Annotated in this window: 17 protein-coding genes; all 17 read left to right on the top strand. The window is 36.9% G+C overall.

Annotated elements, in window-relative coordinates; all coding sequences use genetic code 11:
- Positions 1–3 precede the first annotated feature (3 nt).
- From AABL87_RS08065 to AABL87_RS07985, 17 genes are read left to right on the top strand one after another with little or no spacing between them, the layout of a single operon-like run.
- Positions 4–1,137, top strand: a complete 1,134-nt coding sequence (locus AABL87_RS08065; RefSeq protein WP_006257916.1) for a beta-ketoacyl-ACP synthase III — start codon at positions 4–6, stop codon at positions 1,135–1,137.
- Positions 1,138–1,578: a hypothetical protein gene (locus tag AABL87_RS08060; protein ID WP_006257917.1), complete on the top strand. Its 441-nt coding sequence runs from the start codon at positions 1,138–1,140 to the stop codon at positions 1,576–1,578.
- Positions 1,579–2,037, top strand: a complete 459-nt coding sequence (locus AABL87_RS08055; protein WP_006257918.1) for a hypothetical protein — start codon at positions 1,579–1,581, stop codon at positions 2,035–2,037. It begins immediately after the preceding gene.
- A gap of 3 nt (positions 2,038–2,040) precedes the next feature.
- Complete coding sequence (locus AABL87_RS08050; protein WP_006260482.1) at positions 2,041–2,448, top strand: hypothetical protein; 408 nt, start codon at positions 2,041–2,043, stop codon at positions 2,446–2,448.
- A gap of 3 nt (positions 2,449–2,451) precedes the next feature.
- Positions 2,452–3,447 carry a BtrH N-terminal domain-containing protein gene (locus AABL87_RS08045; RefSeq protein ID WP_006260481.1) on the top strand — a complete coding sequence of 332 codons (996 nt, stop codon included), beginning with the start codon at positions 2,452–2,454 and terminating at the stop codon, positions 3,445–3,447.
- On the top strand, positions 3,447–4,199 hold the full coding sequence (locus tag AABL87_RS08040; protein WP_006260480.1) for an ABC transporter ATP-binding protein: 753 nt from the start codon (positions 3,447–3,449) through the stop codon (positions 4,197–4,199). The genes AABL87_RS08045 and AABL87_RS08040 overlap by 1 nt, the downstream gene beginning before the upstream one ends.
- 7 nt (positions 4,200–4,206) lie before the next feature.
- On the top strand, positions 4,207–5,472 hold the full coding sequence (locus tag AABL87_RS08035) for an ABC transporter permease (RefSeq protein ID WP_082213976.1): 1,266 nt from the start codon (positions 4,207–4,209) through the stop codon (positions 5,470–5,472).
- Entirely contained in the window at positions 5,447–5,893 is a 447-nt protein-coding gene (locus tag AABL87_RS08030) for an acyl-CoA thioesterase (RefSeq protein ID WP_006257923.1), read from the top strand. The genes AABL87_RS08035 and AABL87_RS08030 overlap by 26 nt, the downstream gene beginning before the upstream one ends.
- A gap of 1 nt (position 5,894) precedes the next feature.
- Positions 5,895–7,019 carry a beta-ketoacyl synthase N-terminal-like domain-containing protein gene (locus tag AABL87_RS08025; RefSeq protein WP_006260478.1) on the top strand — a complete coding sequence of 375 codons (1,125 nt, stop codon included), beginning with the start codon at positions 5,895–5,897 and terminating at the stop codon, positions 7,017–7,019.
- Positions 7,020–7,021: 2 nt separating this feature from the next.
- Complete coding sequence (locus tag AABL87_RS08020; RefSeq protein ID WP_341277155.1) at positions 7,022–7,648, top strand: 3-oxoacyl-ACP synthase; 627 nt, start codon at positions 7,022–7,024, stop codon at positions 7,646–7,648.
- Entirely contained in the window at positions 7,648–7,905 is a 258-nt protein-coding gene (locus AABL87_RS08015) for a phosphopantetheine-binding protein (protein ID WP_006260476.1), read from the top strand. The genes AABL87_RS08020 and AABL87_RS08015 overlap by 1 nt, the downstream gene beginning before the upstream one ends.
- A 6-nt stretch (positions 7,906–7,911) precedes the next feature.
- The gene (locus AABL87_RS08010) at positions 7,912–9,108 is read left to right on the top strand and encodes a beta-ketoacyl-[acyl-carrier-protein] synthase family protein (protein WP_006260475.1); all 1,197 of its coding nucleotides are present in this window, start codon (positions 7,912–7,914) and stop codon (positions 9,106–9,108) included.
- 3 nt (positions 9,109–9,111) lie between these two features.
- Positions 9,112–10,125, top strand: a complete 1,014-nt coding sequence (locus AABL87_RS08005; RefSeq protein ID WP_006260474.1) for a beta-ketoacyl synthase N-terminal-like domain-containing protein — start codon at positions 9,112–9,114, stop codon at positions 10,123–10,125.
- The gene (locus AABL87_RS08000) at positions 10,119–10,880 is read left to right on the top strand and encodes a polysaccharide deacetylase family protein (protein ID WP_006260473.1); all 762 of its coding nucleotides are present in this window, start codon (positions 10,119–10,121) and stop codon (positions 10,878–10,880) included. Before AABL87_RS08005 ends, AABL87_RS08000 begins: the two co-directional genes overlap by 7 nt.
- 4 nt (positions 10,881–10,884) lie before the next feature.
- Positions 10,885–11,514, top strand: a complete 630-nt coding sequence (locus AABL87_RS07995; protein WP_006257930.1) for an outer membrane lipoprotein carrier protein LolA — start codon at positions 10,885–10,887, stop codon at positions 11,512–11,514.
- Positions 11,492–12,118 (top strand): hypothetical protein, encoded by a 627-nt coding sequence (locus tag AABL87_RS07990; RefSeq protein WP_006260472.1) that lies wholly within the window; start codon positions 11,492–11,494, stop codon positions 12,116–12,118. The genes AABL87_RS07995 and AABL87_RS07990 overlap by 23 nt, the downstream gene beginning before the upstream one ends.
- Positions 12,119–12,151: 33 nt before the next feature.
- Positions 12,152–12,724, top strand: a complete 573-nt coding sequence (locus AABL87_RS07985; RefSeq protein ID WP_225581444.1) for a porin family protein — start codon at positions 12,152–12,154, stop codon at positions 12,722–12,724.
- Positions 12,725–12,728 lie beyond the last annotated feature (4 nt).

Genomic DNA, 12,728 nt, shown 5'->3' with positions numbered 1-12,728 from the left:
ATTATGAATAAAGTATATATAACAAAAAGTGCAAAGTTTTTGCCTAATGAAGCTGTTGATAATGATCAGATGGAAGCCAAATTAGGTAAGATAGACAATAAAGAATCAAAAGCGAGACGTATTGTATTGCGTAACAATGGAATTGAACAACGTTATTATGCTATTGATAGTAATGGCTATGTAACACATAACAATAGTGATTTGACATTTGAATCAATAAAAGGATTATGTGATAATCAATTTACCTTAAGGGATATTGAGGTATTGTCATGTGGTACTTCTACACCTGATCATTTGTTGCCTTCTCATGCAGCTATGGTACATGGTCTAATGAAAACAAAATCAGTAGAACTAAACTCTGCTTCTGGGGTGTGTTGTTCTGGGATGAGTGCATTGAAATTTGGTTATATGTCAGTGAAGTCTGGTAATTCTAAGAATGCTGTTTGTACAGGATCTGAACGTGTGTCTTCATGGATGAAAGCAGACCGCTTTGAAGCTGAGATAGACAATCTAAAGGAACTGGAACAGACTCCTATTATCGCATTTAAAAAAGACTTTTTGCGCTGGATGTTATCTGATGGAGCGGCAGCTTTATTATTAGAGGATAAGCCTAGAGATACTACTTCTCTAGAAGTATTGTGGATGGATGCTTACTCATACGCTTATGAATTAGAAGCGTGTATGTATGCTGGAGGAGATAAACAAGAAGATGGTTCTATCAAACCTTGGAGTGATTATTCTTCTAGTGAATGGTTGACTGAATCTGTATTCTCTTTAAAACAAGATGTGAAGATACTAAATGACAATATCTTGGAAAGAGGTGTGGATAGTATGAAACGTGCAATGGAAAAATATGATGTCAAAACAGGCGAAATAGACTATTTTTTGCCACATGTGTCATCACATTATTTTGTAGATAATTTATATACTAAATTTGTTGAAGCAGGTATAGAAATAACAAAAGACAAATGGTTTATGAACCTTAAGCGTGTTGGTAACGTTGGGTCAGCTTCGATTTATCTAATGTTAGAAGAACTGATGAATTCAGGTAAATTAAAATCAGGTGATCGCATTATGTTGTCCGTTCCAGAGAGTGGAAGATTCTCTTATGCATATGCTTATCTAAAAGTGGTATAGATGGATAAATTAGTAGATATAATAGATCGCAACTTAGTCAAACAGTTGATACCTCAACGTGAACCAATAGTTATGGTAGATGCTTTGTATGAATATACTGAGACTAGTATAACTGCTGGACTAACAATAGATGAACATAATCTGTGTGTAAATAGCGATGTGCTGAGAGAGGTAGGAATAATTGAACATATGGCTCAGTCTGTAGCACTGCATACAGGGTATCAGTTTCATTTGCGTAATGAGCCTGCACCAGTTGGCTATATTGGGTCTATCAAGAAGATAGATATACATAACTTACCTAAAGTAGGTGATACAATATATACAAAGGTTGATATTCTACAAGAATTTATGGGAGTGACCTTAGTAGAATTAGTTACGTATTGTGAAGGAGTAGTAATTGCTTCAGGTTCGATGAAGACTGTATTAGCTAAAGAAGAATAGATGGGACGTTCTACTCGATCTGTAAGTATTCAAAATTATCTACCTCATCGCGAACCGATGCTTATGGTAGATATCATTAGTGAAATAGGGAGTAAAACGGTAAGTACTACTTTTTTAATAAAGGAAGATAACTTATTCGTCACTAAAGGAGAACTCCAAGAGGTAGCACTAATAGAGAATGCAGCTCAGACTTGCGCTGCTATAGTTGGTCAGTCATTTTTCTTTGATGAGAATGATAATGAAAGAGAGAACGTTAGTGTACTAGGCTTTATTAGTTCGATAAAAAAAGTGAAGATAGATAAACTACCTAAGGTCGGAGAAATGATTATTACTAAGGGATCTTTGGTTTCTAAAATAGATGGAGGAGATACTGTCATCTGTGTGATGCAGGTTAGTACTTTATTAGGAGAGGATGAGATTATGAGTGCTGAACTCAATCTATTTCTACAAAAACAATAGCTTATGAAAGAGTCTGATGTACCACAAGACAAGAGTAGTCTAAAAGAAAATGATATTAAGGAGCTGTGCTATGCTGTGAATGATGATGGAGAATATGTGACAGCATTAAGCTCAGGTTGGGAAACTAAAACAATAGTACAAGAAGCTACCCTGTCTCAAATAGAAGAAAGAGTGAATGAAGCGAGACAGCAAGTGATAGAAGGTGTTTACAGTCCTATTGTGTACTACATGGAAGTGAATAGAATGGATATGCAAACATTATGTGCTTATGTATCAATGTGGAAGTGGAGAGTCAAAAGACATTTTAAACCAACTGTGTTTAATAAATTAAGCAATACGATATTACAGAGATATGCAGATGCTTTTGGTATCACAGTAGCTGAATTAAAAGCATTTAAGGGAAAGGAATAAGTTATGACTGTAGATTTTATACATCATCAATCAGCACACTGTGAAAACGGTGTTGCTTCAAATTTGTTAACTAATCAAGGGATAAAGATTAGCGAACCAATGGCTTTTGGTTTAGGTTCTGGTCTGTTTTATGTGTATTTACCTTTTATCAAAGTAAATCATGCACCTGCAATTAGTTATCGCCCTTTACCAGGGCTAATCTTTAATCGTTTGGCAAAGCGATTAGGGCTAAAGGTAAAGCGTATTAAGTTTTCTAATAAAGCTAAGGCACAACAAGTCTTAGAACAAAAGATAACAGAAGGGATTCCATGTGGATTACAAGTAGGTGTATATCACTTACCTTATTTTCCTGATGAATATAGATTCCATTTTAATGCACATAACTTAGTTGTTTATGGCAAAGAGGATGAAAGGTTCTTAGTAAGTGACCCTGTGATGGAAAGTACGACAGTGTTAACTCCACAAGAGTTAGAGCGTGTACGTTTTGCACAAGGGGCTTTTGCTCCTAAAGGACAAATCTATTATCCTATAGAACTACCTCAATCCATAGATTGGGAAAAAGCAATCAAAAAAGCGATCAGAAAGACTTGTACAGATATGCTTGCTCCTGTACCTATTGTTGGTGTAAAGGGAATGCGTATGGTAGCAAGAGCTATTGTGAAGTGGCCTAAGAAGGTCGGTGGAGCTAAAGCAAATCATTACTTAGCGCAAATGGTGCGTATGCAAGAAGAAATTGGTACTGGAGGAGGAGGTTTTAGATTTATCTATGCTGCCTTTTTACAAGAAGCAGGGAACAAAATCAGCAATACTAGATTAATAGAATTGTCTCAAGAGATGACTGCTATCGGTGATAGTTGGCGTGACTTTGCAGTTAATGCTGCTCGGGTATACAAGAAGAGAAAGAATGGAGATGATGTATATATCGCGCTATCTAAAGAACTATTAAGTTTAGCAGATAGAGAAGAACAATTCTTTAAAAAATTGAAAAAAGCAATATAATGCAACAGAAGATAATAGATATCGAATGCCTCTATAAGAAATATGAAGGGAGTGAGTTCTTTTCTGTAAAGGACTTGACACTTTGTATTGATAAAGGAACATTCTTTGGTTTCTTAGGGCCTAATGGTGCTGGGAAGACCACATTGATATCTATGTTATGTGGTTTGATTAAACCTACATCAGGTAAGTTACTAGTTAATGAATTGTCATATCGTACACATGCTAGTATTATCAAACAACAGATAGGTGTAGTCCCTCAGGAGTATGCCTTATACCCTACCCTCACTGCTTACGAGAACTTGTGTTTCTTGGGGAGTATGTACGGACTTAAAGGGAAGGCACTCAAAGAAAGAATTAATTACTACCTTGATTATTTAGGACTAGAAGCTTTTAAACACAAAAGAGTTGATACATTCTCTGGTGGAATGAAGCGACGTGTTAATCTAATAGCAGGAATATTGCATAAACCGAGTATCTTGTTTTTGGATGAACCAACAGTAGGTGTAGACTTACAATCAAGACTCGTTATTGTTGACTTCTTAAAGCAACTGCACCAAGGAGGAACGACAATATTATATACTTCACATCATCTGGCTGAGGTAGAAGAATTGTGTACAGAGATTGCTATTATTGACAAGGGAACTATCTATGCACTAGGTACCAGTGAAGAATTAAAAGAACAAACCAATACAGAGACTTTAGAGCAAGCTTTTTTATCTCTAACAGGAACGAATTTAAGAGATGATGTATAAACTGTGGATGACCATACGCAAGGAATTCTTGTTGTTGATTCGCGACTTTGGTGGATTGGCAATACTCTTTGTGATGCCTGTATTTTTGGTAATTACAGTTACCTTAATTCAGAATAACACCTATGAGAACATCACTAACCAAAAGATGGAAATTCTATTGGTTGATAATGATAAAGGCGAGATATCTAATAAGCTAATCACTGAAGTAAAACAGTCTGGTACATTTGAGTTTATTAGTGAGATGAACAATAGGCCTTTGACAGAACAAGGAGCAAGAGAAGCTGTACTTAAAGGGCAATATCAGTTGGCTATCGTAATTCCTGAGCATCTAAGTAGTAGTTTAACAGAACGCATAGATAGTAATGTTAATCGCGTAGTCGCACACTTTATGGATGGAGATTCGCTTAGTACGCAAGAGACATTCACACCGAAGGAAGTTAAATTATACTTTGACCCTGCTCTACAGACTTCTTTTAAGGAAGGGATTAAAGGAGCAATTGATAAGATAGTTGCTACGATAGAGAATAAGACGATATACAGTGCTTTTGCAACTCAGTTGAGCGAGAGTTCAGAACCACAAGAATTATTCGCTCAGGAGAGCTTAATTAGCTTCAAAGAAATAGCGCCTAAAGATGAGGAGTTTAATAAAATCCCAAATGCAGTACAACACAATGTACCTGCATGGAGTCTATTTGCTATTTTCTTTATCATCGTACCCTTAGCGATGAATATTGTCAAAGAAAAGAATCAAGGAACAAATATTAGATTATATACCATGCCTACCTCACCTATCGTTACTTTAGGAGGAAAGGTATTTACTTATTTAACCATATGTTTATTGCAGTTTTACCTTATCATTTTAGTAGGTAAGTATTTCTTTCCGATGATAGGTTTAGCTTCATTTGAGTTTAGTAATACTCTATTTGGACTTACTATTGTTACACTGTTTTCAGGATTAGCTGCAGTGTCCCTAGGTGTATTGTTAGGGATAATAGCTAAGACACAAGAGCAGTCCTCTCCTTTTGGAGCTACATTTGTAGTTATACTTGCAGCAGTGAGTGGTGTATGGGTACCTACATTTGTGATGCCAAGTTTTATGCAGTATATCGCTAGTGCCTCACCTATGAATTGGGCATTAGAAGGGTACTATACTATCCTACTAAGGGATGGAGGCTTATGGCAAGCACGCTATATGATTATTTTGCTACTTTTGTTCTCATTATTAATACTTTTAATTGCTCTGTTTTATGATAAGAAAAAAAGATCTTTATAACGAGGTATCTCCGTTAGTGGAGATAACAGAAGTAAGGGTTCGTTTTAATGAGACGGATGCTTTAGGTATTGTGTGGCATGGAAACTATCTAACCTATTTTGAGGATGGTCGAGAAGCATTCGGTCGCAAGTATAAGATATCGTACTTAGACGCTATTGATAATGGGTATGTGACACCTATTGTATCTTCATCTTGTTCACATAAGCTAACAGTAAAGTATGGGGATGTATTGCGTATAGAAACGAGTTATATCAATACACAGGCGGCTAAGATTATATTCAGATTTAAGATATTTAATCAGAAGGATGAAATAGTCTGTACAGGCGAAACCGTACAGGTATTTTTAGATAAAGAAGGGAACTTGTCTTTGCAGTTGCCTGCTTTTTATGAGGAGTGGAAAAGAACAGTAGGTTTGTTGTAATATGAAGAAAGTATATATCACATCTACTTCTTGTCTGAGTAGTGTAGGCGCTGATAAGCAATTAACATGGCAAGGAATACAAGAAGGTCGATCAGGAATAAAGAAAGTCAAACAACTTGGCTTTATAGAGGATATCTATGCAGGTCAGATAGAGGATACTAGTATAGAAGTACAGTGGAGTAAGCTGAATATATCAGGTGTATATACACGCTTAGAGAAGATGCTTATCCTTGCACTTAAGCCTATTATAGACAAAAAAAAACCTTCTGCTAAGTCACAGCTGATTCTAGCTACGACTAAAGGTAATATTAGCGACCTAGCTCATACAGGTGCTACAGGTGCAGATATCAATGTGATGATACAGCGCATAGCAGATTTGTTTGGATTTAGTACACTACCTATTGTCGTTTGTAATGCTTGTGTATCGGGTATCTTGGCAGTGTCAGTCGGTAAGAGAATGATACAGATGGGAGAATGCGACGATGCTTATATTCTAGCAGGGGATGAATTAACGCCATTTGTAGTATCTGGCTTCAATAGTTTTCAGGCGATGAGTGATGAGCCATGTAGACCTTTTGATGTTACTCGAAAAGGAGTTACACTAGGTGAAGCTACAGCAGCGATACATTTATCATCAGAGCACAAGGAGCACACAGTAGCATTCGAAGTGATAGGAGAAGCTTCTATAGCAGATGCAAACCATATATCAGGCCCTTCACGTACAGGAGAAGGACTGTATCTAAGTATACAAGGAGCATTGCGAGAAGCGGGTATTACAGCTGAGCAAGTTGATTTAGTATCTGCTCATGGTACAGCGACTAACTATAACGATGAGATGGAGTCTATCGCTTTTGATAGATGTGCTTTGGCTACTACACCTATTCATAGTCTGAAAGGGTATTTTGGACATACACTAGGAGCTGCAGGACTGTTAGAACTTGTGATGGTGATAGAAAGTATGCTGCACAATCAATTGGTTGTCTCTAGAGGTTATGAAGTATCAGGTGTATCTAGAGTCTTGAATATGATTACGACGAAGAGTACATTACCTTTAAATATTGCCTTGAAGACAGCGTCTGGTTTTGGGGGGTCTAATACTGCTTTATTAATTGCTAAACGAAATTAAATATGACTGAACAATATAAATATAGCATCAGCAAATGGTGTACTGTATCAGACGAAGTAGTTAGCCTTAATGATAAAGTCGTATTTACTGGAGATAAAGGTGACTTTGCTGCCTTTGTTAAGGCATATTATAAAGCAAATGAAATAGATTATTCGAAGTTTTTCAAAATGGATCCGATGAGTAAGCTAGCGTTTATTGGAGCAGAATGTTTATTGATGGATGAGGTATTTGAAAAACCGACCCATGATATTGCACTGTTGTTTAGCAATGCTAGTTCTAGTCTAGATACAGACTTGAAACACAGTGAGACTATAGTTGACAGAGATAACTTCTATCCTAGCCCTGCCGTATTTGTCTATACATTGGCTAATATATGTTTGGCAGAGGTTAGTATAAGACATAAACTACAGTCAGAGAACACGTTTTTTATTTCGCCTCGTTTCGATATTGATTTGATGTATGCACAAGCATCGTATTTACTAGAGACTAATAGAGCGAAGAAGGTTGTCTGTTCTTGGGTAGAGTATTTAGAAGGAACGTATCAGTTCTTTGGGTATGTCGTAGAACCTCAACAAGAAGGAAAAATAGAACACACAAAAGAGAATATTAAAGAAATATATAAGATATAATGAAAGATTTAAAGATTGAATTAAAAGGAAAAATCATTGAAGTATTAAACTTAGAAGATATTGCAGTGGAAGATATCCAAGATAACGATCCACTATTTGGTGATGGTCTAGGGTTAGACTCTATTGATGCTTTGGAATTAATTGTATTAATGGACAAAGATTACGGGATTAAGTTAAGTGATCCAAAAGAAGGACGCAGTATCTTCCAGTCAGTTGAAACAATGGCAACATATATTGCTGCTAACAGAACTAAATAATTTGCTATGCAGAAGCGTATCGTTATTACAGGTATGGGAATTATCTCTGCGATAGGTAATACTGTCGAAGAGAACTACAATGCCCTTATTTCAGGTCAATCTGGTATAGATGAACTGACTTTATTCGATTCTATTCACCGTGGAGTAATTAAAGTAGGTGAAGTCAAAATGACTACTGAAGAATTAATTACTGCATTAGGATTGAGCAGTGATAATAATTATACGCGCACAGCTTTACTAGGAGCGTATGCAGCTAGAGAGGCTATTGCCAATGCAGGAATACGAGATATCAATGACCGTAAGACGGGATTGATATCTTCTACTTCTGTGGGGGGGATGGATTATACAGAGAAGTTCTTTCACGAATTTGAGACTAAAGTAGAGAGTAGAAAGTATATTGATACGCAGGGTGCTGGAGATTCCACAGAGAAGATAGCAGATTATTTAGGACTTCACGGATTAGTGACTACGATTAGTACTGCGTGTTCTTCTGCTGCGAATGCGATTATGCAAGGATCTAGATTGCTCAAAGCTGGTAAGCTAGACCGTGTCATCGTAGGAGGTACTGATGCATTGTCTAAGTTTACAGTCAATGGGTTTAATACTTTGATGATTCTTACGGATGGATACAATACGCCATTTGATCAGAATCGAAAAGGATTAAATCTTGGAGAAGCTGCGGCTTATTTAGTACTAGAGTGTGAAGATATCGCTATAGCAGACGGTAGAACTATACTAGGTGTAGTAAGTGGATATGCTAATGCCAATGATGCATACCATCAGACAGCCTCATCAGAGAATGGTGAAGGTGCTTACTTAGCGATGCAAAAGGCATTAAAAATGGCTAATCTATCTCCTAAACAAATAGACTATATCAATGCTCATGGCACGGCTACTCCGAACAACGATTTATCAGAAGGAAGAGCGATGCAACGCATATTCGAAGATGATATGCCTATGTTTAGCTCTACAAAGCCCTATACAGGGCATACTCTTGCAGCAGCAGGAGCTATAGAATCGGTATATAGTATACTTGCAATGACACATGGTGTAGTATTTCCGAACCAAAACTTCGTTACTCCAATGGAAGAACTTTCGATAAGACCACAGACTACTCTAATGCACAAAGAGATTAATACTGTATTATCAAATTCTTTTGGTTTTGGAGGTAATTGTTCGACTGTTATATTCTCTAAAATCTAAGCTATGAAAGTGTATGTAAATGGACTAGGGTCTGTCTCTTGTCAAGAGGGATCTAGAAACTTTAAAGCTACATCTTTAACACAGGTGTCTCAGGGTATTAATCTAGCGAAACAACCTTCTTATAGAGATCTTATCCCTGCTGGGATGATTAGACGTATGGCTAAGGGGGTGAAGATGGGGATATTCGCTTCACATACCGCATTAGAAGAGGCTAATATAACGATACCTGATGCTGTGATTACTGGCACAGGATTAGGGTGTCTGATAGACTCTGAGAAGTTTTTATCTACGATGTTAGAGAACAACGAGAGTTACCTTACTCCTACTTCGTTTATTCAATCTACCCATAATACAGTAGGTGGGCAGATAGCTCTACAGCTACAGTGTATGGGATATAACTTTACTTATGTACATCAAAATACTTCTTTTGAGTCTGCTCTTTTGGACGGTATTTTACAGATACAGTCAGGTGAGTTAAATAATGCTTTAATCGGAGGTGTAGATGAGATAGGAGATATTACGATGAGATTTCTTCAATTGGCGAAGAAGATAAATACACCAGAAGAGATATTCTCTAAAGGGGTTAACTATGGGGAGGGAGCTACTTTCTTAGTATTAGATAAGCAGCAGTCTGAGCAGTCTTATGCGGAGATTGTCGACACAGATATTTGCAACAGAATAGATTCAGTACAAGACTTTATCGAAAGCTTCTTGTCTCGAAATAACTTAACTACTGAGCAGATTGACGTTTTAGTACTGGGTAGTAATCTGACTTCGAACGATGGAGATTATTACTTACATGCGCAAACTACGTGTGCAAATAGCGCCGTAGAGACGTTCAAAGAGTTTAGTGGAGAGTATCATACTGCTTCGGCATTTGGTCTTTTAAATGCCTGCGAAATGCTTAAATACCAACAACTATTTAGCACAGGTGAGTCCAAGTCGATAACGTATGTTTTAGTGTATAATCAGTTTGACGGAAAAGACCACAGTTTAACTTTACTTAGAAAATGCTGAGATTTAAACGTATCAACTTCTTTGGAATCTTGTATTCCACAGTAGTTGTTATTCTTATTTTTACAGATTCAGTTCGCAGTTGGTGGTTTATCTTAGGTGGAGTGCTTTGGATAGGCTTACTTGCTTGGGGTGCATTTGATATGAGATTAAACGTGTTTACAAAGGCTGTATCTCATCAAAAACAGGAGAAGCGCAAGCGCATAGCCCTTACCTTTGATGATGGTCCTACCCTATTCACTCCTAAAGTACTTGAATTATTGACACAGTATAAGGCAAAAGCAACTTTCTTTTGCATTGGCAATCAAGTAGCACAGCATCCTGACATTCTTCTACAGGTGTTAGCACAAGGTCATCTTATTGGCAACCATACCCAGACACACACTACACGTATGGGGTTTCTCTCAGCAGATGAGGTTTATCAAGAGATAATAACAGCAGAACAGACGATAGTAGATACCACCGGTATTAGACCGAGGTGGTACAGACCTCCTTTTGGGGTGACTAATCCTAATATCGCCAAAGCCTTGGCTAGAACAACTTATAAAATAGCAGGATGGAATATTCGGTCTTTAGATACCGTTATTGAAACAGAACAACGTATTTTTGAACGTATAAAACACAAGATTAGACCTGGAGCTATTATCTTACTACACGATACGACAGATAAGAGTGTACAGGCGCTAGAGCTACTGCTTATCGAACTGACTAAACAGGGATATGAGATGGTCACTCTAGACCAATTATTAAATGATTAAACGTATGAAAAAGGTATTAAGTACATTGTTTTTACTGGTGATGACAACAGTCTCATTGGCACAAGAAAAAGCAATGAGTCAAGCTGAGATTGCTTCATTTAAGAAAGAGGTTGTCTCTAAAACCAAAGAAATAACAAGCTTATCTACAGACTTTACGCAGTATAAGCACATGAGCTTTATGTCAAAAGACATCGAGTCAAAAGGTGAAATGCTATTACAAGTGCCTAATAAGCTACTGTGGAAATACAGTACGCCGTTTGAGTACAGCATTGCCTTTAAAGACAATAAAATAAGCATCAATGATCAAGGCAAGAAAAACAAGGTAGATATAGGAAATAACAAGAAGTTCGCTAAGATCAATAACCTTATTGTAGGCAGTATCAGTGGGAATATGTTTGATGAAAAGGAGTTTAAAATTTCTTATTTCAGAGATAATAAACGCAGTATAGCGAAGCTTATCCCTCTAAGTAAAGATATATCTCAGTATATCTCACAAATCGTTTTATACTTCGATGAAGGGCAGAGTACTGTATCTGAAGTGAAGTTAGTGGAGCCTTCGGATGACTACACACGCATCGTATTTAAGAATAAGAAAACGAATATCAAACTAAATGATTCGAGTTTTACTAATTAGTCTGTGTAGCCTTTTAGCGGTATCGTGTAAGAGTATTAAGCTCGATGGTATTTATACAGATAGCTTTATTACTCAGGAGAGTGTTATCGAGAATAACTATTTTGCTACCCTAGGTGAAGAACACATCTTTAGGGCAAATATGACAGTGTTTAAACACGAACTAAGTGGGCTCTTAGTGGTTAAGCGCATGGATGAGAATCAGCACAGAGTGGTTATGACTTCTGATTTTGGAAACACATTATTTGATTTTTCTATTTATTCGGATAAATATGCTGTTAATTATGTGATGAGTGATATAAATAAGAAGCTAATATTAAATATCTTAGCTAAAGATTTTCAGTTGTTTACTGCTGTTCAGTTACCTGTGAAGAAACTTAGTCTAAGAGAAGGCGATACAGTCTTCTTAGGAAGGTATAATAAGTTAGAGACTGTCGTGTTTTGGGACAATGCCTTAGGCAGAGTTTCTCGCCTAGTCTATGGTACACCGAAGAAAGCTAAAGTATCATATAATTATGTACAATCAGAGAATGATAAGCCTATCTTATCGATAGAACATTACAATTTTCCGATGCGTATAATACTTACCCCTATGACTGATGAGTAAATAAGAAGTATGAACCACACAGATACTATAATTATGAAAAAACTATTACTTACACTTTTATTAATCATGGGTATAAGTCAGTCTTATGCACAAAAGAAACAAAGAATACTAACGCCTGGTGTTCGTGGAGGATGGAACTTTAGCAGTGTTGTAAACTCTGGGGGGGACTCCCGTACAAACTTCTATGTAGGGGTGCAACTTCCTATACGCTTAGCTAAGTTTTATTCGCTTCAACCAGAATTAGTGTACTCTCGTCAAGGGGCAGATAATATCGTTGACAGAATCTATTATGAGAATGGACATGGTCGTTCAGTTGATTTAAAAATGGGGTATATTGATATCAATGTGATTAATAAGTTTCACTTTGGTCGATTGAATCTTCAGGTAGGACCAGGTATTGCCATCCAAGCTCATAATAACGTATCAGAAATGACCCCAGTAGACCTAACTATTAATTTAGGTGTCGGTATTGATATTACCAAGCGCATCGGGATAGAAGCTCGCTGGATGCCTGGTCTGATTGGTATTAATGATTATTACTATGATAGTGATAATGGCGAAATGCGCAACAATATACTTCAAGTAGGAGCTTACTTTAGATTCTAATCTC

It is taken from the genome of Myroides sp. C4067 (assembly GCF_038039665.1).
GTDB lineage: Bacteria > Bacteroidota > Bacteroidia > Flavobacteriales > Flavobacteriaceae > Flavobacterium > Flavobacterium odoratimimum.
The sequence above is the reverse complement of the archived record's forward strand: the minus strand, read 5'-3'. Positions and strand labels throughout refer to the sequence as shown.

Bases quoted from the DNA above. Each gene is read 5' to 3' on its own strand.
- AABL87_RS08065 (WP_006257916.1), top strand. From the start codon at position 4: ATGAATAAAGTATATATAACAAAAAGTGCAAAGTTTTTGCCTAATGAA.
- AABL87_RS08060 (WP_006257917.1), top strand. From the start codon at position 1,138: ATGGATAAATTAGTAGATATAATAGATCGCAACTTAGTCAAACAGTTG.
- AABL87_RS08055 (WP_006257918.1), top strand. From the start codon at position 1,579: ATGGGACGTTCTACTCGATCTGTAAGTATTCAAAATTATCTACCTCAT.
- AABL87_RS08050 (WP_006260482.1), top strand. From the start codon at position 2,041: ATGAAAGAGTCTGATGTACCACAAGACAAGAGTAGTCTAAAAGAAAAT.
- AABL87_RS08045 (WP_006260481.1), top strand. From the start codon at position 2,452: ATGACTGTAGATTTTATACATCATCAATCAGCACACTGTGAAAACGGT.
- AABL87_RS08040 (WP_006260480.1), top strand. From the start codon at position 3,447: ATGCAACAGAAGATAATAGATATCGAATGCCTCTATAAGAAATATGAA.
- AABL87_RS08035 (WP_082213976.1), top strand. From the start codon at position 4,207: ATGACCATACGCAAGGAATTCTTGTTGTTGATTCGCGACTTTGGTGGA.
- AABL87_RS08030 (WP_006257923.1), top strand. From the start codon at position 5,447: ATGATAAGAAAAAAAGATCTTTATAACGAGGTATCTCCGTTAGTGGAG.
- AABL87_RS08025 (WP_006260478.1), top strand. From the start codon at position 5,895: ATGAAGAAAGTATATATCACATCTACTTCTTGTCTGAGTAGTGTAGGC.
- AABL87_RS08020 (WP_341277155.1), top strand. From the start codon at position 7,022: ATGACTGAACAATATAAATATAGCATCAGCAAATGGTGTACTGTATCA.
- AABL87_RS08015 (WP_006260476.1), top strand. From the start codon at position 7,648: ATGAAAGATTTAAAGATTGAATTAAAAGGAAAAATCATTGAAGTATTA.
- AABL87_RS08010 (WP_006260475.1), top strand. From the start codon at position 7,912: ATGCAGAAGCGTATCGTTATTACAGGTATGGGAATTATCTCTGCGATA.
- AABL87_RS08005 (WP_006260474.1), top strand. From the start codon at position 9,112: ATGAAAGTGTATGTAAATGGACTAGGGTCTGTCTCTTGTCAAGAGGGA.
- AABL87_RS08000 (WP_006260473.1), top strand. From the start codon at position 10,119: ATGCTGAGATTTAAACGTATCAACTTCTTTGGAATCTTGTATTCCACA.
- AABL87_RS07995 (WP_006257930.1), top strand. From the start codon at position 10,885: ATGAAAAAGGTATTAAGTACATTGTTTTTACTGGTGATGACAACAGTC.
- AABL87_RS07990 (WP_006260472.1), top strand. From the start codon at position 11,492: ATGATTCGAGTTTTACTAATTAGTCTGTGTAGCCTTTTAGCGGTATCG.
- AABL87_RS07985 (WP_225581444.1), top strand. From the start codon at position 12,152: ATGAAAAAACTATTACTTACACTTTTATTAATCATGGGTATAAGTCAG.